A 22460-nucleotide genomic window follows, 5' to 3' on the forward strand; every position below is an offset into this window, starting at 1 on the left:
AAGAGACCCCCGTTATTGTCATAAACAACGGGGGTTCTTTATGGTTTAATTCTGTTCGGTTAAAATAATCGGGCCATCCTTTGTAATGGCAATTGTATGCTCATATTGTGCTGAATATTTACCGTCGAATGTCCTTGCCGTCCAGCCATTGCCATCCATCTTTGTTTGGTATCTGCCGATATTCACCATCGGTTCAATCGTAAATACCATGCCTTCTTTAATTCTTGCCCCTTTCCCAGGCAGTCCATAATGGGGAACGTCGGGTTTCTCGTGAATCACCGCACCAATCCCGTGGCCAATAAAGTCCCGGACTACAGAAAGACCTTCGCTTTCAACAAAGGCTTGAATGGCATGGCCAATATCTCCAATTCGATTGCCCGAAACCGCCTGTTCAATCCCCTTGTATAAGGCTTCCTTTGTTACTTTTAATAAATGATCCGTCTCCTCAGAAACCTTGCCAACTGCGTAAGACCATGCGGAATCGGCTAAAGCCCCATTATAATTAACAACCATATCAATCGTGACAATATCGCCCTCTTTTAATGGTTCTTTTCTTGGAAAGCCATGACACACTTCGTCATTAATGCTTGCACATGTTGCATATTCATAACCTTTGTAGCCTTTTTGTTCCGGTGTTGCTCCATTTTTAGTGAGAAATTCGGCCACAAACTCCTCGATTTCCCAAGTTGTAATTCCTGGTTGTATTAGTTTTGCAATTTCTTTATGGCACGCTGCAAGAATATCTCCGGCCTTTTTCATTGCTTCAATTTCACGTTGAGATTTAAGGACAATCATGAAGAATAATCCCCTTCCTTTATGGTTAATTTTATGTATATTGAACAATTTGGTTCACATATATATACCTTTTGACTCTGATGGCAACACTTTTTATATTACCTCTAACCGCTCATTTTTTCAAAATTTGTTGCTACTTTGAAACGTCTTTTCGAGATGTTCATGATATTGTAATAATCACTTGTTCTTAATATGGTACTTTTCCATTCTTTTTGGTAGAATAAATATATTAATATTAAAAATAGGTGAGTGAAAGCCAATGATTGGTGACCGTGTTAAGAAATTTCGATTAGAAAAGAAGATGTCCTTATCCGAACTTGCAGAACAAGCCGGAGTGGCAAAATCTTATTTAAGTTCCCTTGAAAGAAATTTGCAAAAAAATCCTTCCATCCAATTTCTTGAAAAAATTGCTGCTGTATTAAATCTTCCAGTTGAACATTTAATCCATGAGCAAATCGACAAAGATACACTGGATAGTGAATGGATGAATCTTGTCAAAGAAGCTATGAGCTCAGGTGTTTCCAAGGACCAATTTCGTGATTTCCTAGAATTTAATAAGTGGAGAATAAATCAAAATAATAATGATTAATCAGAACTTTGTCTAAAGAAGAAAAGCATTCTACAAAAAATGTCACTTTTTGTAGAATGCTTTTTTCATTTAATATGTACCTGAAGGCTCTCCTAGCGAATCTTGATTAAGAAATTCCCGTACATCTTCAATTGATATTCCAAGTTTCTTTGCTTCTAATATCAGTGCCACCCATTCCTGGTCGATCACATTCACTTCACTATTCGTAATGAACATTCATCTCACTCCTAAAATACATTTCGTATTCCAGGTAGCCCGGCCATCATAGCAAGTATGGCACTCACCTTAGATCCTCGGCTTTGCGTCCCTGTTTTTCAAAAGGTTTGCCTTTTTCTGTTTTCAGTCCAACTTAAGCATTACCGAATACCATTTTCTACTATCTTCTGCTAGGTCAATTTACTTAAACCTAAATGATATGTTCATTATATCTAGTCCTTTTATAACAGGGTGTTATAATTTGTCATTTTTATTAAGTTTCGAACTACTTTTTCACCCAAAATATCCCAATATTCTACAAATACCTTTCCCTTTTCTTCATTCCGAAAAAGAAAAGAGAGGGGAATTTAGAGAATCCCCTCTCATTCAATAAAAATTTGTAAAGGAGAATCGTTAACAACTTACTCCCTTACTGAAATATTTTTGAAATCCCTTCTGCAGTAACTGTTGGTTCAATTCGGGATTTACTGTTTCGCATGTCTGGAGAGTAATCATTGAACAGGTGATGCCAATTTTACAGGCATCTTCAGTACTTAGGCCTTTTAAATAACCAAATAAAATTCCTGCAATAAGTGAATCGCCTGCTCCAGTTACTTCCACAACCGGAATACTTGGCGGTACAATGGCTCCGGCTTCTCCATTTCTTGTGAAATAAATTAAACCTTTCTCTTGTCTTGTGATGACTACCTTCTCTACACCCTTTTTCAAGATCAATTCGGCTGCACGGTAGAAATCCCCCTCAGAGGTAATCTTAATTTTCGACAGGGCTTCAGCCTCTTTTTGATTGGCAATTAACCATGTAACCCCATCTAAAGAGGCAGGTAATTTCGCTGTTTTAGGTGCAGATACTGTTGCGATACAAACTGGTATGTCTGTTTTTTTACAGCTATTTATAACTTGTGCAATTACCTCTGCGGGAAAATTCATATCTATTAAAATCATTTTTGCACTTTTAATATAGTGCATATTGGTCTCAAAAAAACATTTTTGCACTTCATTATAAATTGTCATATCTGCAAGGGCGATTGCCATCTCACCATCATCATCAAGTACCGCTGTATAGGTTCCCGTTGGTTTTCCTTGAATTATTTCTGTGGGACTTACATCAACAAAGTTTTTAGTTTTTTGCAGGAGCCATTCTCCTTCAGAATCTGCTCCAACATAGGCTAATAAAGCCGTATTTAATCCAATCCGCCCCGCATTTTCTGCAATATTTCTAGCTACCCCGCCTCTTGACTTCATACTTAAGGCCGGGTTTGATGTACCGTGGGCTAAGGGTTTAAGGGCTTGTATTTTCCAATCTACATTTGCACCGCCGATACAGAGAATATCAACTTTTTTTGTTTCCTGTCTATTCATTGTCAGTACAACTCCTTTGGAAACATTTTTGATTCAAGGCAGAATTGCAATAATATTCCCTACTATATAATTATTACGATACTAATCCTTAAAATCCTTGTGGACAATATTGGAAAGATTGTTCGAGTGCAAAAAAATCCCCTAAAACAAGCATGAGAACAAGTTTTGTCCTAATAAAATTATTATGAGGATTAAATTTGTCTAAATTGTGACATTTAGCATATAATATTAATAACATTTAAATATACTTAATATTATTAATATTCTAATAATGGTGGTGTAAACTATTATGACTGTTATACATGTGTTAAACTTTTCAATTCCTATCGCGTTTATTGTATTTGCTGGCTTTTTTCTCGATCGAATATGCAAACCCGACAAATAAAGAAAATTCGCCGATTGGCGAAGACAGAGGCGTAGTTGCACTTATGCCTGATAGGAAGTTATACTTTCCTATCGGCCAAAGGCTGGTGATAAGTGAAATTGTTGTTCACTTCATCTCCAGCTTTTTTTGATCAGTTATTTTTTTTTGTCTATTTGGGAATGCTACATCCGAAGACGAAAGGAGTGTTGAATTTGGCACGCGGAGAACATTTTGAACATAAAAAGAAAGGTCATCCCGGAAATTTCCCTGAAAACAGTCTAACTGAAAAGCACAGCAAAGAAGCGATTGGGGATGAGGAATTTCTAGTTACCAGGGAAGCCTTTAAAAATAGGATTGAGGAAGACGAAGGGCGTGGAGATACTGCCCGCTTGCTGCCGGAACAGATGGAATAATCAAAAGGCGTGAATTTCTCACGCCTTTTAGCTTTTAGTACTGACCTTTTTCAATACTTAAATTCCCGATAAATTGTGAAAATTCAATGGTCTTTAACCACTCTGCGGCTTTTTCAATATCCTTTGAGAAAATGCGGTCCTTTTTAATGGAAGGTACTTGTTCGCGCCCTTTTTCAAAGAACATTTTTGTATGACTTGCCATTTTATCTACCCCGCGAATTTCTACAGCCTGCATTGCACAAATAAGCTCAATAGCAAGGACTCTCCTTACATTTTGGATGATTTGATACGCATGTCTGGACGCGATTGTTCCCATGCTCACGTGATCCTCTTGATTGGCTGATGATGGAATGGAGTCCACGCTGGCAGGATGGGCAAGTGTTTTATTTTCAGATACTAGTGCAGCCGCCGCATATTGCATAATCATTGCCCCAGATTGTAAGCCCGGTTCAGGACTTAAGAATGGCGGCAGGTCATTTAGCTGCGGATTCACTAATCGTTCAATACGCCGCTCGGAAATATTGGCCAATTCTGCAACGGCAATTTTCATGAAGTCCATTGCAAAAGCAATTGGCTGGCCATGGAAGTTTCCACCTGAGATGACTTTTTCACCATCATCAAAAATTAGCGGGTTGTCTGTTGCCGCATTCATTTCAATTTCTAGTTTTTCTTTCACATAATCAAGTGCCTGCCAAGAAGCACCATGAACTTGCGGGATACAACGGAGCGAATAAGCATCTTGAACCCTTAATTCTCCCTGCTGTGTGGTTAGTAGACTATCACTTAAATACATACGGATTCTTGCTGCTGTATCAATCTGCTGTTGATAGCCCCTTGCCACATGGACTTCTTCTGCAAAGGCATCAATGATCCCGTTCAGTCCTTCAATTGTCATCGACGCAATCAATTCACTTTCATGTGCCAGCTGCTCGGCTTCCAAGTAACCGACAACACCAATTGCTGTCATCGCCTGTGTTCCGTTAATTAGGGCCAGACCTTCTTTCGCTTCTAATGTGACCGGGAGGATTCCTTCTTGTTGAAGCGCCTCAAGTGATTCCATTTTGTTGCCTTTGTAAAATACCTCCCCTTCACCAATCAGCACTAACGCAAGATGCGATAGTGGAGCCAAGTCTCCGCTTGCGCCAAGGGACCCTTGCTGCGGAATGACGGGAGTAATATCTTTATTTACTAATTCCAAAAGTCTTTCAATGACAAGTGGTCTGATTCCTGAGTATCCCTTTAATAGTGCGTTCGCACGAAGGAGGACCATTGCTTTTGCCACAACCTCAGGAAATGGATCACCGATTCCGCAAGCATGGGAACGAATTAAATTGAGCTGCAAATCCTGGACATTGTCTTTTTCAATCAGCACATCACTAAATTTTCCAAACCCAGTTGTAATCCCATAAACTACTCTCGATTCCGAAACAATTCTTTCAACAGCTTCACGGCTTTTTTGGACAGCCGCCATACTAGTCTCGGATGCACTGACCTTTTGCTTGCGGAATAAAATATCTTTCATCTGTTCCAATGTTAAACTATTGCCTGTAAGTGTTATCACATTTCTCTCTCCTCTACCACTTTAGTATAATAAAGAAAGAGGCTGGATTCCGAATCACATTAGATTGGGAGTCCAGCCTCTTTTATAAAAACAAATGAATATTGATCTAATTTTTTGAGATGCCTCATTCGTCATCATTCCATTCTATTAACTATTCTAATGATAATATTGTATGGGATAAAAACCTTATTTGTCAATTGAATTTTCTGAATTTTAACACGATAACACTTTAGCAGGATAATATACAAAAGGAACGTAAAAGAGGGCTATTCAATAAGATATGTCATCTTCATGAATAACCCCTTAGTATGCTGTTAATCAAACTTCAATCCTTTTAATGCTTCTGCTAATGCATTATTCAAAGGTTCTTCTTCCTTTTGCTGGTTTTTCAAATACTTTTGTACAGTCCGTTTATCTACTTTACCACCAGATTCTTTTTTACGGCGCGCTTGGAAAGCAGATAGTTTTTCACGATATCCACATTTACATGCGAAGATTTGGCCTTCACCTTCACCACGCAGCTCAAGTTTTTTATGACATTGCGGGCAGCGTGCGTTTGTGGTGCGAGAAACATTTTTACGATGACCGCATTCCCGGTCTTGGCACACAAGCATTTTTCCTTTTTTGCCATTCACTTCAAGCATAGGCTTTCCACAGTCCGGACAATTCTTTGTAGAAATGTTGTCGTGCTTATACTTTTTATTACTTGATTTAATTTCAGTAACAATTTCTTTTGTGTAGGTTTTCATTTCACTAATAAATACTTCTTTTTTCAACTTACCATGGGCAATTTGATCAAGCTTCTGCTCCCACTCGGCTGTTAAAGTCGGGGATTTAAGTTCCTCAGGCACTAAATCTAACAATTGACGACCTTTAGAAGTAATATGAATGTCTTTGCCGCGCTTTTCAATTAAGAATGAATTGAATAGCTTATCAATGATATCCGCACGTGTCGCTACCGTACCAAGGCCGCCAGTCGATTTTAAGGTCTCGGCCAATTGTTTGTTTTTCGTATCCATATACTTTGTTGGATTTTCCATTGCCGACAGTAAGGTCGCTTCATTAAAATGAGCAGGCGGCTTTGTTTGACCTGATGTTTGAGCAATTAGTTTGACGTTTAATGTATCACCTTTATCGATCCGAGGTAAAATCTGCTCTTTCAGATCATCATTTTCATCGTCCTCATCAAGCCGATTATTGTAAACTTCCTTCCAACCAAGCGACAAAATGGTTTTTCCTCTTGCAACGAAGTTTTCCTCACCAATTTTCGCACGGAGCGTTAATTGCTCGTACTCAAATGCCGGGAATAATACCGCCAGGAAGCGTTTAACAACTAAATCATAAATTTTTCGTTCTTTATCTGTAAAAGCGGAAAAGTTAACGTATCCTTCAGTCGGAATAATCGCATGATGATCGGATACCTTGCTATCATCAACAAAGGATTTAGAAGCCTTGATTGGCTTTTTTAACACTTTGCTTGTTAATAAGCGATATTCGCCTATTCCACATGCCTTCAGACGCTCTGGTAAGGTAGGAACAATATCTGACGAAATAAATCGTGAATCTGTTCGCGGATAGGTTAAAACTTTATGTTGCTCATACAGCTTTTGCATGATGTTTAACGTTTCCTTTGCAGAATAACCAAAGATTTTATTCGCATCGCGCTGCAGTTCCGTTAAGTCATAAAGACCAGGTGAAAAAGACTTCTTTGGCTTTTTCTCAATTTCCGTTACGAGCGCATTTTGTCTGCCCAGTTTTTTTACAATCGCATCGATTTTCTCTTTATCAAAGCTGCGGCCGTTGCCTTTTGCATCTTGCCATGTCAGCTTTAATTGGTCTGTTGTTTGCGCTTCGATACCGTAATAGGTTTGTGCTTTAAAGGTTTTTATTTCGTCTTCACGTCCGGCAATAATCGCAACAGTTGGGGTTTGCACCCGGCCGCAGTTTAGCTGTGCATTGAATCTAGTTGTTAATGCCCGAGTTGCATTTAGACCGATATACCAGTCAGCTTCCGAACGGGCGACAGCTGATGCATATAAATTGTCATACGCCTTACCCGGCTTCAAGTTTGCAAAGCCGTCTTTTATTGCTTTATCGGTAACAGATGAGATCCATAGACGTTTAATCGGTTTATTGACTTTTGCTTTATCAATAATCCAACGTGCGACTAATTCTCCCTCTCTTCCTGCGTCTGTAGCCACGATTATTTCGACCACATCATTTCTTATCAGTTGACTCTTAACGGCATTAAACTGCTTTCCAGTCTGCTTAATGACGGTCAATTTCAAACGCTCAGGGAGCATTGGCAGATCTTCTAAATTCCATGTTTTAAATTTGACATCGTAACTTTCCGGGTCAGCAAGCGTGACGAGATGTCCTAGTGCCCACGTAACGATATATTTATTTCCTTCAAGATAGCCGTTTCCTTTTTTATTACAATTAAGCACACGTGCAATATCACGTGCGACAGAAGGTTTTTCAGCAATTACCACACTTTTTGCCATATATAAATCATCCTTTCGAGTTTCCATTAGTTAAATATATCATAAGAGGCTTATCGATTCAGTAATTCCAAAAATTTCAATGCCGGCATGTCACATGGGTATACATCGTTTTACCTATCTATTTTTCTTGTATAATCTTCCATCGGAATAGTATGATGTAGAAGCAAAACTATCGAAACGAGGAAACATAATGAGGATTAGGGATTGGGATACAAATTTAAAGGTTCGCTTGTTTGCCGAAGCGATGATGAACATCACCTTTTGGATGTTTTTTCCGTTTTTGACGATTTATTTTGCCGAGGAATTCGGCAAAAATAAAGCCGGCTTATTATTAGTCTTTTCACAGGTTTTTTCCGTTTTTGCCAACCTTATGGGCGGCTATTGTGCTGACCGATTTGGGAGAAAACGAATGATGGTTCTTTCCGCAATCGGTCAAGGGCTTTCGTTTTTATGCTTTGCACTGGCAAGTTCTCCCTGGTTTCAATCACCCTGGTTAGGCTTTATCTCGTTTGCCGTTGCTGGTGTGTTTGGTTCTTTTTACTGGCCTGCAAGTCAAGCGATGGTTACCGATGTCGTCGAAGAAAAACATCGCAGCAGTGTATTTGCCATTTTTTATACATCTATTAACATAGCAGTTGTTATAGGGCCAATATTGGGGGCCATTTTTTATGTCCACTATCGTTTTCAGCTGCTGCTTTTTGCTGGAGCCGTTTGTATTTTACTAGGTTTTATTCTTAAGAAATGGACGAGGGAGACCGTAATTTTCCAACAATCGGCCCCCCTATCAAGTGATGGAAAATGGTATTACTTTTTACAAAATCAACTAAGGGATTATGGGCTTATTGTAAAGGATAAAACGTTCCTGCTCTTTATTATTGCAGGGGTATTGGCCGGACAGACCTTTATGCAATTAGACTTATTAATTCCCGTTTACATGAAGGACTTTGTCAAAAATCAACCCCTCCTTTCCGTTGGCAATTGGTCATTTACCGTTAGTGGTGAGCAGGCATTTGGCATTGTCCTCGCTGAAAACGGCTTACTTGTTGCGCTAATGACCGTTTTTGTTACGAAGTGGATGGGAAAATATTATGAAAGAAACGTGTTTGTCCTTTCTTCAGTTGTCTACGCCGGTTCCATCGTTATCTTCAGTCAAACCCATTGGATTTGGGGCTTAATCGCCGCCATGGCCGTTTTTACCTTTGGCGAATTAATGGGTGCAGGGCTGCAGCAAAGCTTTGTTTCTAAGCTCGCACCAGAGCATATGAGGGGGCAGTATTTCGCTGCCGCCAGCTTACGATTCACCCTTGCGCGGACGATTGCACCACTTTCTATACCGATGACGGTTTGGATCGGCTATGGTTGGACGTTCTTTGTTCTCTTCGTTTTGGCACTGGTCAGTGCAGGATTATATTGGGCAATGTTTCATGTGTTTGAAAAAAACAAAGCGGAAGCTCCCGTTTAGCGGCGTATAGACTGGAGCACTTCGACTGAGATAAAGGAAACACGGAGAGCGGAGCGCATCCGTGTTTGACTTATCGTAGGGAGAAGAGCGAAGTCTACTAGCCGCTGGGCGCTGTAGCTGGACTATTCTCAAAATTGATCCTGGTGCTTTTTTATTATCAACAAAAGTTCAGAAATTCGTCAAAAATTTGTACTAAATTGTTCACATTTACCTCTTTTAATATTATAATTAACTTGTAAACGTTTTATATTAAAAGGGCGGTGGAATCAATGGAATTATCGCAATTCATGGCTCCAACATCATTATCTGGCATTATTACATTTCTCGTATTATTTTCCACAGGTATTTATTTTAATATAAAAGTATATGGAAGCAAGCTACAGTAGGGATATATTATCTTTGCTGTTTTTTTTTGCTCTTTTCAGCCTGATACCTTTTTAAGTATTCAAATCTGGCTGATTGGTACACAAAAGGGTATAATATTAATTTAAAAATAGAATGGTTTTGGAGGAAATTTTTCATGTGGACTGATTTTAAAAAATTTGCCATGAAAGGCAATGTTATCGATTTAGCCGTCGGGGTCGTTATTGGCGGGGCTTTTGGAAAAATTGTTTCCTCATTAGTTGAGGATATCATTATGCCGGTGGTAGGATTATTAGTGGGGAAAGAAGACTCCTTTTCGAAACTTGCTTTTTTCGATATAAAATATGGACAATTTATTCAAACAGTGGTTGATTTCTTTATTATCGCCTTTTCGATTTTCCTTTTTGTAAAGTTCATCAACCGCTTCAAAAAGAAGGAAGAGGCCGCTCCTGTGCCCGCCAAGATCGACCGAAGTGAAGAGCTATTAGCCGAAATTCGCGATTTGTTAAAAGAAGAAAGAGAAATTTTAAGAAAAAATGAAACATCTTGACCACTTCATCGTATATTTTTAATAAGAAAACATTTTAGAGGTGAAGAAAATTGTATTCACAAACATCAACAGAATATATGCCCTCCGTCTTACGTACGTTTGCTTTATCCCTTGCGATTGCCTTTTTAGGGACAATGGCAGGAGTTTATGTACCACCAAGCTTATTTTTACCGCTAGCAATTTTGGAATTTGTGATGATTCTCGCTGCTGTCTTTTTTAGACGAAAAAAAGCAATTTCTTATTCATTCTTATATATTTTCACATTCATCTCAGGGATTACGCTTTATCCCATTGTCGCCTATTATGCAGCAACTGCGGGGGCAAATGTCGTCATCATGGCCTTTGCCACCACAACGGTTGTATTCTCCGGTATTTCAATTTATGCGGCAAAATCAAAACGTAACTTTTCTTTCTTGGGAGGATTCCTGCTTGCTGCCTTGCTAGCAATGGTCGCGATAGGACTCTTTAATATGTTCTTCCCGCTAAGTTCTACCGGGATGCTTGCCTATTCCTTTATCGGGGTAGTCGTATTCAGCGGCTATGTTCTCTTCGATATCAGCCGTATGAAACACTACGGTGTAAGAGCAGAAGATGTGCCATTAATGGCCCTAAGCTTATACTTAGATTTTATTAACCTATTCATCAGCATCCTGCGCATTTTCGGGATTCTTAATAGCAAAGACTAATAGGAAAAGGAGCTTGGAACTATCCAAGCTCCTTTTCCTATTTGCTGTTATGAATTAAGGTCAATCCGCGTTGAATCATTTGTTTAACTGACTCATCCCAGTGTGCAGTCTGCAGTTTTTCTTCAATAATGGCAATCTGAGGATGGGCTTCATCGTGCATTTTATAGAGTTCTAATAGTTCGAGCCTCAATAACCATTCCTTAGGATAGTGATCATCTAAAATAGCTAAGACCTTCGTTACTCTTTCATCATCCCAACTAGAATTCTCACGTAAGCCCCTAATTTCATTATATAAGGATTCTATTTCATTCCAAACCTGCGGCTCCACGATTTCCTCTGTTACTTCGATTGATGGTACTTCAAAATAATGATTAGGGTCAGCTGCACCCGCAAAGACAGATGTTATTCTTGCCCCTACTGCCATATCAAATGTCCCCCAGGATTTTTCAAACAGAACCTGATCCTTATAGGTCACTTTACAATCATTAAACGAAATTAAGGAGGGCTTCCCATCGGCAAACAATATACTTTTTACAGTACCCTTTACTTTTACGCCACTTTGGAATTTTAATTTAGCCGTCTTTTTTTCTATGATCCCTAACACTCGTAATTTCTCCTCCGAACACTCTTCTAAGACAATATCACCTTTCAAACAGCCAATGGGTGTCCCAAAGCCTTTACGGTGCGTTTCTTTGCCGTGACCGTCCAACTGCTGATTGTTGAGCGATAATGCGGTTGGCCCCTTTGTCCGGAAATAAACCGCTTCCCCGCTTTTATCCTTAAATATAGTATCGAGCGTACCGGTTACTTGCAAACCAGAAGAAAAAACCATCGTCGCGACACTTTCTGTTTCCAATGCCTGTTCAAGGCTTTCCGTTCCGCCTTTACGAAACGCCATCGTCTCAGCAAATTGATCAACGGCAGCAACTAAATCATCAAAGGTTTTACAAACAAATAACTGCGGCTGCGGCTTGGTCACATCATATGGGGTCTTTGTGCATTCTTCAATCGAAAAAGGGATTTTTCGTACATCATCTTTTAGGCAGCTCTGGCTTTCCCCCACTGACGAAAGCAGGCCTGCCCCATATATTTTAGGATTGTCGAGTTCTCCAATTAGCCCATATTCAACGGTCCACCAAAATAGCCTTGAAACCTGATCTGCTTCTGATAACCCCTTTACTTTCATTCTCGCTTCTGCAACCTGCATTTCTGCTTCTTTTACCTGCTCAGGGGTCGAGTTAGGATCTTCTGCGACAATTGTTAAATGGCGAACCGCCATAAAAACCTCCAGCTTCTCTTTACTGGAGAGTGCCTTGGCACCCATTTCGCCAATTCTCCTCACAAACTCGCGATACGATTCATCCAATAGAATAGGTGCGTGTCCTGCTGCTTCGTGAATCATATCAGGTGCAGGGGTATAGGCAATATTTTGGATGTTCCGTATTTCTGTTGCAATCGGGAGAATTTCATTTGCTAAAAAGCCATAGAAAGCCGAACCGGGAATGAGGCCGTCAATTGTAACTGCGCCCCAGCCCACCTTTTCCAGGCTTTCATTCATGTCATCTACCTTAGGAATCGATTCAGTCTTGATGCCCGAATCCTTTAACCCATTGACGTAGGCGGGATGGGCAATATCCTTTAAAAAATAATGATTTTGTTTCATGACAAAGCGCCAAACCGCATGTTCAATAGGTGTATAACGATGATAATATTGCTTTGAAATATATGGCTGTAAATGCACAGGTATTTTCTTTTTACCTTGTCCAGTCATCTTAACCCTTCCCCTTTTCAAAGAATATTTTTTTAAAATTGCTATGAAGCCTCAGGCAAGCGAGAGCATTTTCGGTCGCAATCGTTCCTTTGCCCTTCTCATTCTCGTTTTGACAGTAGACATGGGCAAATTACTTTTCTTGGCTATTTCTAAAAGAGTTAAATCCTGATAGTAATAGAGATAAATAGGGTTCCGGTAAATATCCGGTAACGTCATTACCTTTTCAGCCATCTGTTCAGCAGAAATTTTATGTAAGAGTTCATCTTCAGGCATGGATGCTGATTCGCTCGAGGCAGTGGCAGAGTAGGAATAGACCTCTTCCTTCCAAAATTGCTTTCGACTTGTTTTCTTTCCGCCAGTAATCACGGCATTTATTAATCGCGATTGTAAACAGCCAGCTTTTATATTTAGATTGCTCCTTAATGGAAGGATATGCTAGATAAGCAGAGAGTAATACCTCCTGATATAGATCCTCTGCTAATTCTTTATGTTTCACTAATGAAAAAATATAGTTAAAAATGGCTGTTCCATATTCATTGACTAAATCCTCAAATGCATTCATTTCTCTTAAGTCCTTTCCATAGGCAAAATCATCTACTATTCAATAGACGGATAGGACAGCTTTTCCCCCTACACTTACGGAAAAATTTTCTACCGCTCACTTGTCTCTGGGATAACCCCCTTCATGAAAATGGAAACACCGATTTTCTTACATACGGTTAAATAATGCATCATGGCCAACAAAACAGAGCCCGTGTTCATTCCAATAATAATCCCATTCATTTGCCATTCCGGCGAGGACCCGAGCCACAGTATGAGTGCAAACGTGATAATAATCGACCAAATAATATGGATAAATGCCTCCTTAATCATATCGAGGCCAATCAAAAAGGCCTGCAGCGGCATGATAAAAAAGTGAAATAAGAAAAACGGCCAAAGCAGCTGGAGAAAGATCGCAGATGTATTTGATTTAAAAAATAGTGAAGTTAATTGCGGCGCAAAAAAGTAGAAAATTGTCACAGCCACAATTCCATACACAAGTGTCAACATCATCACCTGCTGCAACATCTTTTGTAAAGTAGAATAATCTTTTTGTGAATAGGTTTTCGACACAGCCGGGATTAAGACAATCATTAATGAGTGAGCAATAAAGGCCGGGAAGAATCCGATTGAAACCGCCACACCCATGAGCATCCCAAACTGCTCTGTCGCAAGTGTGTCGGTCATTCCCGAGCGTATGAGCGCCGCCTTAATCACGAATGGTTGAATCGCATTTGTAAAGGCGGAAAACAAACGCAGACCAGTAGTTGGAATCGATACTGCCATTAAATTTTTCCGAACGATCTTTTTATTAATATTTGAAAACGGCTGCCGTTTCAGCTGCTGAAATTGGATAATAAACATGTAAATTAAATAAAGAAACACAACAATCTCGCTGCCAATCAAAGTACCAATGGCAATTAACAACGACGATTCCGCATCAAAGGCAAGAAAGCGGAACAGAACAAACAGTGCGCCAAGCTGAATGACTTTTCGTAAAAAATTGGAGACCGCTATTTTTCCCATCTGCTGCACACCCATAAAATATCCCCTTGCAACAGAGGTGAAAGCAATCACTGGTATGAGAATCATCACCAGCCATCTCACGTACGGATGATAGGTATTAAATACTGGAATAAACGGGATAACTGCCGCCGCTATTAGAAATAAAATGCTTGTGAACACAATCGTAATCGTGAGGGAATGATGAAGGATATTCCTGTGATACCGTTCTTCCCTTTCTGCAATAAATTTGGAAATCGATACTTGCAGCTCAAAGCTGGACAACAGCACAATTAAAAAGATCGATGGCAAAATCGACATATAGAGTCCTAATCCATGAGACCCCAGCTCTCGCGCAAGAATCATATTCACCAGGACTTCAATTCCTTCACCTAAAAAAGCAGAAGCAGCTAAAAAGAATATTCCTTTATAGTATATAGCCAATTTTATAATCTCCCTTTTATTCATCTCATTTAAACTTATGAGACAAGTTCCCTGAATAGTAGGAGAATTTTTCGCATGAAAAAAAGGGCTTTCGGAAGCCCTTTTTAAACATTTGTAGTAATCATTTGTTTACCGGTATTTTTTTTAACTAAAAATGTCAAGAAGACGATCACAGCCAGAAGACTTAATTGACTAATGGTTGTTTCCCATGTTGGATACAAGCCAATCCAGTCAATGAACGGCAAGTTTTCAACCGTTGACGTTGGCAGAACATTCGAAATCTGCAGGGCATGGATGCTAATTCCTAAAATCTTAAAAGCCAAGAAGTAAATTAACAGAGTCGCCGCTTTAAAAAACAAGCGGATTGGAATCTTCACACTGTATTTAATAATAAGAAAGCCTGCTATTACTAAAATACCAATGGCTAAAACAACTCCAGCCGTAAGCTGTGCTAAACTAATATACGGGGTAATTCCGGTATAAAAGATGATGGTCTCAGCGCCTTCACGAAAAACAGAGAGAAAGCTAATGAAGCTGAAGGAAAGAAGGCTTCCCTTGGCAATGGCTTGCTGCATTTGCTGATTAATGTATTTGTTCCAGTTTCCGATGCTAGATTTATTATGCAGCCATGCACCGACTGTCAGCATCATCGCAACCGCTACCACACCTGTTATTCCTTCGATATATTCCCGGCTTGAAGCGGCCACAATTTCTGAAAAAACGATGTTAATGATAACTGCAAGAACAGCACTGGCCAATATCCCTGCAATCACACCAGACCAAATCCACTTTTGCTTGGAGGTTTCCCCCATTTTTTTCAAAAAGGCAATTAACGTAGCAACAACTAATAATCCTTCTAATCCCTCACGTAATAAAATAAGGGCTGCATCCCAGAAAGAATAATTAGTCTTGCTCATTAACGGTGCTAGGCGAGTGTTTAGTTCCTGCACGATAGCCGATGCCCTTTCGGATTTTACTTTTTTTGAATTTAGAATACTGATAGCAGTAGGAATCTGTGTTTCAATATCGCTATATAACTTGTTATCTTTGGTGGAAACATCCCCTTCCACCATTGGCCAGATAGTAAGGAGTTCGTTTAATTGGCTGCTGGCACCTTGATAATCCTTTTCAGAAATTTGTTTTTCTGCTTGGCTTAAAAGGTGTGACACATCTGTCAGCGAATAATTTCCTTCGGGTGCTTTAGAAGTTCTTCCCGCTAAAAAGTTTTCTACCTCAGCTTTTAATAATTCCGCATTTTGCTCCGCCTTTACCAAATCAGCGGGCTCCTGGGTAATTGCAATTCGAATCAGAGCCGTGTATTTTTCAATATTCCCATATGCGGCAATGCTCTCGTCATGGACAATCTTTTCTGATGCCGTCCATTCATCCATTAATTTTTGGTAATGGCCTTTTAGGGCGGTAATATCTTCTTTTTCTATTGACGCTTGTAGATTGTTTATAAGTGGCAGTAACTGTTTCACCTGTTCGTTTGCTTTTTCTTTATCTCGAGGATTTTGTTCCTCCTCATACAGCACAACTGCACTTGAAAGGGACGAAAGGCTTTTTGAAAGTTCCTCATTTTTCACCGTGCCTTTAGCTAGTAAACCTTGAAGCTCTTTTAATTCTTGATCCACCTTCTTGGCCCCGTTGCTGTCAGCTTTCTTTATTACTTTCCATTCGGCTACAAATTGCTCCATGTTTTTCGCCACAATCGCCTGCTCGCCATCTTTGGCTTTCATTAAGCTATCGCCAATCAGGACAAATAATTCATCATGATTTTCTGCCGCTACAACAGGTTGTGCTATTTGAAAAAAAACAATCAGCATGGAAAGTAGCAGTAAGGGTCTCCATTTCATGATTAATCGTTGCATTCATATCTCTCCTCTGTAAAAAGGGAAACCATTAGTTAAAAAGTGTCTCTCCTATAAATCCACCCTGTTTTGTTCCCGGTAAACAAGCAAAAATGGCGCTTCCCCGGTGGGATATATATTCATTTAATTTATCCATCTTCGCTAATCGATTTTGGATGGGGATAAATTGTTTACTTGGTGCACGCTGGAAACAAAGGAATAGCAACCCAGCATCAAAACTGCCTGTCTTCACATCCATTCCATCAGAGTAGGAATAGGCCCGGCGCAGGATCTTCTCAGAGCCGTCTCCATGTGACAGCCGGGCATGTGAATCAACAGGGATGCTAAATTGACCTTGTTCATTTTTCTTTTCCAAATCTAATGTTTCAAATTCATCTTTTTGTCCAAGCGGTGCTCCGCTTTCACGGTAGCGGCCAAATGTGTTTTCCTGTTCCCTTAAATTGGTCCGATCCCACACCTCAATAAACATTTGGATCCGGCGGACTACGAGATAGCTGCCATTAACGAGCCAATCAGGACCATCTCCCGGCTGGACCCATACATGATTGTTTAATTGATTTTCACTATTGACATCTGGATTAACCGTTCCATCCTTGAAGCCAAAGAGATTCCTTGGCGTTTCATTTTTCGGATCCGACTGTTTGGTTCGCTGGAAGCCTGTTTGTGCCCACCGCAATGTTGCTTTACCTCTGGCGATTCGAATGAGGTTTCTAACTGCATGGAACGCCACCTGTAAATCATCGGCACAGGCTTGGATACAAAGATCCCCGCCAGTCCATGACTCATCCAAGGCATCGAGCGGGAATTTCGGAAGATCGACTAATTCCTTTGGCTGTTTGTGCTTTAGTCCAAACCTGTCCTGGTTGTCCTTTACAAACAAACTAGGGCCAACACCAAAGGTAATGGTTAAATTGGCGGGTGATAAGCCCGCCGCTTCACCCGTATCTTTCGGCGGAAGAAACTCATTACTCTCAAGTTCTCCAACAGGCTTTCCTTCAGTTAACAGGGCCGCAGCTGTTGTCCAATCCTTGAAAAGCTTTACTAATTCTGTTCGCTTCGATGTTGAAATATCTAATGAAACGAAATAAACATGATTCTGTGTATTGGTGGTAATACCGCCTTGATGTTTGCCATAAAACGGCACGATTTCACCTTTTGTTTCATGGCTTGATGCTTTGCTTTCATTGATTGAGAGGACTCCACCGAGTCCGGAGGCACCAAGGATTACCCCGACACCGCCGATTCCAGCTGTCTTCAGAATATCTCTTCTTGAAACCTTCTTTTCATTTAATGCATCTAAGCTGTTTGTGTTTTTCTTCAATTAAGACGCCTCCGTCACCATACCTATTTGAGAAAGTGGTTCTGCAAGTGCATCGATCGCTTGGCTTAGCCCTTTAACTTGTGCTTCTGTCAATTCCGTATAAAGCTTATAGCCTTCACCATTTTTCTGCTGGTTCAATAAACTATAAATCTCGTCAAAACGTGTTTGAATTTCCTTAGAAAGCTCTTCATCTTTTTTCTTTAATTCCGGACTTAGCAGTTGATAGATCTTTTCCGCACCCTCTACGTTCGCCGCAAAATCATATAAATCGGTATGGGAATACCGGTCTTCTTCACCGGTTACTTTAGATGTGGAAACTTCGTTTAAAAGATCGACTGCCCCAGTAATTAATAAATCGGGTGTCACTTCAACTGTATCGACTTTAGCTCTTAACAGATTAACATCTTTCATCAATTGGTCTGCATATTGTTCATAGCCCTTTGTTGTGTTTTCTACCCACAGTCCTTTTTCGATCCGATGGTATCCGCCCCATTCTGCCTCAGGGACATCTCCTTCACGGGCATCAATTTTCGGATCTAGATCACCAAACACTTCTGCGATGGGTTCAGCACGCTCATAGTGCATCCGCGCCGGTCCATAAAGCGCTTTTGCTTTATCGATTTCGCCATTTTTCACCGCAGTTGTAAATGCTTCTGTCGCTTTTACAAACTCCTCAATTTCGCCTATTGCATATTTACGGTATTCATCTGTTACCCCTTTGAGGGCTTCTGATGACGTATTCTTTGTTTCTTTCACGTTTTCAGTGGATGCAGATTTGTCTGTATTTGAACATCCGAATAAAAGACTGCTAGATAATAGTAATAATCCTGATACTTTTAGTAGGTTCATATGGACTTAGTTCCCCCAATTAGGTTAATAATGATAATCATTTTCATTAACTATAATAACAGCAATTGAGAATAATTTTCAATTGTTTTTCAAAAAAAAAAGACCTTCCAAATAAATTGGCAGGTCTTACTTAATTAACGAATGCTTAAATGCATAGATTACCGCTTGAGTACGGTCTTGGACGTTGAGCTTGCTTAAGATATTGCTGACATGGGTTTTGACGGTTTTTAAGGCGATAAATAATTCATCAGCAATGTCCTGATTGGTTTTGCCTTCGGCCATTAATAGTAATATTTCCAGTTCACGGCTTGTTAAATCTTCATGGAGCAGATGCGTATTCTTCTGGCGCATTTTCACCATCATTTTTCCGGTTACTTCTGGTTCGAGGACAGATTGTCCATGATATGTAGCCCGGACAGCATTCGCAATTTCCCCAGCTTTCGAGGTTTTCAACATATAACTAGTGGCCCCCGCCTCCAGCGCAGGATATACCTTTTCATCGTCCAAAAAGCTCGTCACGATAATGACCTTTGCCTCAGGCCATTGTTCAATGATTTGTCTTGTCGCTTCAATTCCATCCATTTCTTTCATGACCAAATCCATTAAAATGATATCTGGGCGAAGTTCTAAAGCGAGCTCTACACCCTTTTTTCCATCATCCGCCTCGCCAACCACTTCAATATCCGGCTGCGCCGATAAATAGGAGGAAACCCCGATTCTTACCATTTCATGGTCGTCGACAAACACTACTCTAATCATTGGCACCATCTCCATTAGTCATCACTGGGACCTTCACTTCCAGCCTTGTTCCTTTACCCTTCACACTAATTACTTTTAATGTCCCGCCCACTTCAACAGCGCGCTCGTGCATATTTTGCATCCCATAGGAACCCGCTTTCATTTCGTTTACTTCAAAACCAATTCCATCATCAACAATCCGTAAGATGACAAGATCATCTCGTTTGACCATCAGAACCTCGAACTTACTAGCTTTTGAATGCCTTAAGGTGTTCGAAACAGACTCTTGCAGAATTCGGAAGAGGTGGTCCTCTACCCCTTTATGTAAAGGAAAATCCTCTACCTTCCATTTTATATCCATTGTTACCTTTTGAGATAATTCGATTAGAAGTTCCTCTATTCCTTCTTGCAGTGATTTATTCTTTAAGGCAACTGGACGCAAGTGTAAAAGCAGCGCCCTCATTTCCAGCTGTGATTGGTGAATCATTTCCTCTACCAGCTTCAATTGCTTAGCTTCACGGTCATTTTCTGACTGCCCCTTTGTTTCATTAATGGCTGACATCATCATCGACGCAGCAAATAATTGCTGGCTTACAGAATCATGGAGCTCTCGGGCAAGACGATTTCGTTCCTGCTCAATTATCTCCTGAATTCTTGCCTCTTGGTCTTCAACCTTTTCAGTTGCTAACCGTTGAGAAAGCTTTGCCTGCTCAGACATTTGTTTCCCAATTTTTTCAATTCGCTCAGCAATCATTTGCATTTCCGTTACCGAGGCCTTCTCTTTTACTTCCAATTGTCTTCCTTCATCTAATTGATGCAAAGAATGTTCAATCGAGAGAAATTGTTTTCGCCAAAAAAGGCCCTGCGCCCCGCCTATAAGAATTCCTAGTGCAATACTAAATGCAGGAACAAAAATGACAATCGGAATATCCATGAAATTTTTGCTCCATAATTCCGACCAGTTGTTTAATGGGAACACAAAAATAAAAACAGCTCCGATGATAATTGCGATGAGAAAGGAAAAACCGACACTCCAGACAATTTGACGTCCAGTTGTACTCATATCCGGCTCACCTCTAAATTCCCCACAACAAGCGATGTAAAAATTTTCACCTTTTGCTCGGACTGATCATAGCCAGGCGTTTTTAGCTGGAACATTTGATTGAACAACTTTGATTCATAATTGCCTAAAACGTTGGTCGAACCTATTACAGAAGAATGATGGATACTTACATCAATTTCATATGGAACAAGGATTTGGATATTCCCAATAATATTTCGGATAAAGATGACCGTTTCCCCTTTTGGCAGCATCGTGTAGCTGAGATCAATAATCGTATCGCCAATTCCGGCTTGAATGTTGACATCTTTCCAGTCATAAACACCTTCAGGAGTTTTTTGCTGCCCGATAAAAACATTGCTAAACAACGGCTCCGATTTAATCACGGTTTCTTCTTGCTGCAAAGCCTCTGGTTTAGCTTCTGGTTTGACAACATCTGGGGAAATCTTTTTTGGCTGTTTTTTAGCATTTAAAAATTGAATAAAGAAGTGCAGTAAAATAGCTAATAATAAAAATTTAAACGTCATCATATTGACGATACTCAGAACAAAAAAGATAATACCGCCGATAAATAGAAGTTTCCCTAATCTTTTGCCAGCTCTTTTTCGACCTAGATAAATCATACCGCCAGATATAAAAAGAGAGAATATCAGCCCTCTGTTAAAAAATAAAATCTCTAGAAGCAGAATGACAATACCGATGATCACCAGCCATCCAACATAATCATTTTTTGTATTTTTAAACATTGGCCACCCTCCCTTTTTATTTTTCTATTAGTAAAAAGGCGTACATCTACGCCTTTTTACTGTTTAGCTCCCGTACGCCAACAGGACGCCTCCACTTTTCTATTAGCATACCATATTTGATATTAAATGGACTTGCTTTATTCCAATTTCATTTCTTTTTCTAATTCGGCAATTCTTGAATCAATGGTATTGCGGTAGAAAGAGCTGTTCACTTGATGCTCTAAACGGTCCAGATAGTTTTCAATATCCTTAAATTTTGAGAAGGATTTATCTGAGTAAGAATTTGAATCAAGCACCTGGTTAATCCGGAGATTTGCCCGAGTTACATTTTCTCGGCCCATCAATTCCATCCGTCTTAGGTTCATGTCTTTTAGTTTGTGCTTCATTTCTTCATACTTTCTTTCTAAATCCCCTAGCTGCTCCTTTGTTTGTTCAAGAGATGCACTTAAACGGCTGGCACGATCCGCATATTGCTGATGCTCTGCTGCAGCAAATTGATAAAGCTCTGTTTCCCCTGCTTTAGAAGCTACATCTGCCTGATACTTTCTTTTTTCGGCTAACTCCATTGCCTGATGGTATTCTCTTGTAAATTCATCCTTCAATGCATATTGTCTTTCCAAAAGCTTTCTTACCTTTTCTGTTTCCAGCTCACATTGGCGAAGATATTGATTAAGCAAGGCAATTGGATTTTTCTTTTCCTTTTGATCAAGAGCCTCGTGTAAATCTGCGGTAATGGTGTTTTTAATTCTTGAAAATAAGTTGGTCATGATAAATCTCTCCCTTTTTTAATATTTGTTTAACTCATTCCATTGTTTTTCAAAATTGACAAATGGATCGGATTCTTCTTTGATTCTTGTATTTTTGTTCTCATTCCACTTTTTATAAACAAGGTAGAGAACATAAGCTGCTGCTACACCAATGATGGCTGGGGCGTTATGGATAGAGGCCATTAGGACAATGAAGCCGATGACCCCAAGACCAATCTTCCCTCCAGTGGATTCCGTTTTAATAAACTGTTTGAAGATGAAGTACAGGAGCACTAGGCTAACAAGTAACCCCACCATTGGACCAATTGTTGAGAGCAAGATGACCGCTGCAATCCCTCCAGCCATCAGTAAACCAAATTTTTTCATTTTGTTTCACTCCTTTCTTTTCTTGATTTCATCTTACCTTTTTCCATCGCTTTTCATAATTGCGCTAGAGCTTGATTTTTATATCGGTCCTAAGACGTAGAAAGGGTCAGCCCTATAAGCACC

Annotated in this window: 22 protein-coding genes and 1 riboswitch; of the genes, 5 read left to right on the plus strand and 17 right to left on the minus strand. The window is 39.9% G+C overall.

What is annotated here, in order from left to right; all coding sequences use genetic code 11:
- Positions 1–45: 45 nt before the first annotated feature.
- Positions 46–795: a type I methionyl aminopeptidase gene (gene map / locus ACO1D1_RS19910; RefSeq protein WP_423336838.1), complete on the minus strand. Its 750-nt coding sequence runs from the start codon at positions 793–795 to the stop codon at positions 46–48.
- Between the two features lie 259 nt (positions 796–1054).
- Between map and ACO1D1_RS19915 the strand changes: the two genes are divergently transcribed.
- Positions 1055–1384, plus strand: coding sequence for a helix-turn-helix domain-containing protein (locus ACO1D1_RS19915; protein ID WP_149869033.1), 330 nt, complete (start codon positions 1055–1057; stop codon positions 1382–1384).
- Between the two features lie 69 nt (positions 1385–1453).
- Here ACO1D1_RS19915 and ACO1D1_RS19920 read toward each other — a convergent pair whose 3' ends face one another.
- Positions 1454–1600, minus strand: a complete 147-nt coding sequence (locus ACO1D1_RS19920) for an anti-repressor SinI family protein (protein WP_149869032.1) — start codon at positions 1598–1600, stop codon at positions 1454–1456.
- A 30-nt stretch (positions 1601–1630) separates the two neighbouring features.
- Positions 1631–1722, minus strand: a riboswitch (cyclic di-GMP riboswitch).
- 271 nt (positions 1723–1993) lie between these two features.
- The gene (locus ACO1D1_RS19925) at positions 1994–2959 is read right to left on the minus strand and encodes a carbohydrate kinase family protein (RefSeq protein WP_423336839.1); all 966 of its coding nucleotides are present in this window, start codon (positions 2957–2959) and stop codon (positions 1994–1996) included.
- Between the two features lie 567 nt (positions 2960–3526).
- Here ACO1D1_RS19925 and ACO1D1_RS19930 point away from each other — a divergent pair.
- Positions 3527–3736, plus strand: coding sequence for a hypothetical protein (locus ACO1D1_RS19930; RefSeq protein WP_423336840.1), 210 nt, complete (start codon positions 3527–3529; stop codon positions 3734–3736).
- Between the two features lie 34 nt (positions 3737–3770).
- Here ACO1D1_RS19930 and hutH read toward each other — a convergent pair whose 3' ends face one another.
- Together hutH and ACO1D1_RS19940 are read right to left on the minus strand one after the other, a co-directional pair.
- Entirely contained in the window at positions 3771–5297 is a 1527-nt protein-coding gene (gene hutH / locus ACO1D1_RS19935) for a histidine ammonia-lyase (protein ID WP_423336841.1), read from the minus strand.
- 314 nt (positions 5298–5611) lie between these two features.
- Positions 5612–7801 carry a DNA topoisomerase III gene (locus tag ACO1D1_RS19940; protein WP_149872620.1) on the minus strand — a complete coding sequence of 730 codons (2190 nt, stop codon included), beginning with the start codon at positions 7799–7801 and terminating at the stop codon, positions 5612–5614.
- 190 nt (positions 7802–7991) lie between these two features.
- On the opposite strand from ACO1D1_RS19940, the gene ACO1D1_RS19945 reads away from it, so the two are divergent.
- From ACO1D1_RS19945 to ACO1D1_RS19955, 3 genes are all read left to right on the plus strand, one after another.
- Entirely contained in the window at positions 7992–9263 is a 1272-nt protein-coding gene (locus ACO1D1_RS19945; RefSeq protein WP_423336842.1) for an MDR family MFS transporter, read from the plus strand.
- 520 nt (positions 9264–9783) lie between these two features.
- Complete coding sequence (gene mscL / locus ACO1D1_RS19950) at positions 9784–10176, plus strand: large-conductance mechanosensitive channel protein MscL (protein ID WP_149869027.1); 393 nt, start codon at positions 9784–9786, stop codon at positions 10174–10176.
- Between the two features lie 50 nt (positions 10177–10226).
- A complete protein-coding gene (locus tag ACO1D1_RS19955; RefSeq protein WP_223820911.1) occupies positions 10227–10862 on the plus strand; it encodes a Bax inhibitor-1/YccA family protein in 636 nt (211 codons plus the stop codon).
- Positions 10863–10899: 37 nt separating this feature from the next.
- Here ACO1D1_RS19955 and ACO1D1_RS19960 read toward each other — a convergent pair whose 3' ends face one another.
- The 12 genes from ACO1D1_RS19960 to ACO1D1_RS20015 form a co-directional block, all read right to left on the minus strand.
- Complete coding sequence (locus ACO1D1_RS19960; RefSeq protein WP_423336843.1) at positions 10900–12633, minus strand: aromatic amino acid hydroxylase; 1734 nt, start codon at positions 12631–12633, stop codon at positions 10900–10902.
- Between the two features lie 51 nt (positions 12634–12684).
- Positions 12685–12906 carry a sigma factor-like helix-turn-helix DNA-binding protein gene (locus tag ACO1D1_RS19965; protein ID WP_423336844.1) on the minus strand — a complete coding sequence of 74 codons (222 nt, stop codon included), beginning with the start codon at positions 12904–12906 and terminating at the stop codon, positions 12685–12687.
- Positions 12899–13195, minus strand: coding sequence for an RNA polymerase sigma factor (locus ACO1D1_RS19970; protein ID WP_423336845.1), 297 nt, complete (start codon positions 13193–13195; stop codon positions 12899–12901). The genes ACO1D1_RS19965 and ACO1D1_RS19970 overlap by 8 nt, the downstream gene beginning before the upstream one ends.
- 89 nt (positions 13196–13284) lie before the next feature.
- Positions 13285–14619 (minus strand): oligosaccharide flippase family protein, encoded by a 1335-nt coding sequence (locus ACO1D1_RS19975; RefSeq protein ID WP_149869024.1) that lies wholly within the window; start codon positions 14617–14619, stop codon positions 13285–13287.
- Between the two features lie 104 nt (positions 14620–14723).
- Complete coding sequence (locus ACO1D1_RS19980) at positions 14724–16490, minus strand: FTR1 family iron permease (protein ID WP_423336846.1); 1767 nt, start codon at positions 16488–16490, stop codon at positions 14724–14726.
- A 31-nt stretch (positions 16491–16521) separates the two neighbouring features.
- Positions 16522–17811 carry an iron uptake transporter deferrochelatase/peroxidase subunit gene (gene efeB / locus ACO1D1_RS19985; RefSeq protein ID WP_423336847.1) on the minus strand — a complete coding sequence of 430 codons (1290 nt, stop codon included), beginning with the start codon at positions 17809–17811 and terminating at the stop codon, positions 16522–16524.
- On the minus strand, positions 17812–18660 hold the full coding sequence (gene efeO / locus ACO1D1_RS19990; protein WP_423336848.1) for an iron uptake system protein EfeO: 849 nt from the start codon (positions 18658–18660) through the stop codon (positions 17812–17814).
- A 126-nt stretch (positions 18661–18786) separates the two neighbouring features.
- A complete protein-coding gene (locus tag ACO1D1_RS19995) occupies positions 18787–19419 on the minus strand; it encodes a response regulator transcription factor (RefSeq protein ID WP_149869020.1) in 633 nt (210 codons plus the stop codon).
- Positions 19412–20461 (minus strand): sensor histidine kinase, encoded by a 1050-nt coding sequence (locus ACO1D1_RS20000; protein ID WP_149869019.1) that lies wholly within the window; start codon positions 20459–20461, stop codon positions 19412–19414. The genes ACO1D1_RS19995 and ACO1D1_RS20000 overlap by 8 nt, the downstream gene beginning before the upstream one ends.
- On the minus strand, positions 20458–21204 hold the full coding sequence (gene liaF, locus ACO1D1_RS20005) for a cell wall-active antibiotics response protein LiaF (RefSeq protein WP_423336849.1): 747 nt from the start codon (positions 21202–21204) through the stop codon (positions 20458–20460). Before liaF ends, ACO1D1_RS20000 begins: the two co-directional genes overlap by 4 nt.
- Before the next feature lie 137 nt (positions 21205–21341).
- A complete protein-coding gene (locus tag ACO1D1_RS20010) occupies positions 21342–21971 on the minus strand; it encodes a PspA/IM30 family protein (protein WP_423336850.1) in 630 nt (209 codons plus the stop codon).
- An 18-nt stretch (positions 21972–21989) separates the two neighbouring features.
- On the minus strand, positions 21990–22337 hold the full coding sequence (locus ACO1D1_RS20015; RefSeq protein WP_149869016.1) for a flagellar basal body rod protein: 348 nt from the start codon (positions 22335–22337) through the stop codon (positions 21990–21992).
- Positions 22338–22460 lie beyond the last annotated feature (123 nt).

The organism is Neobacillus sp. 19 (assembly GCF_049463095.1).
GTDB lineage: Bacteria > Bacillota > Bacilli > Bacillales > Cytobacillaceae > Neobacillus.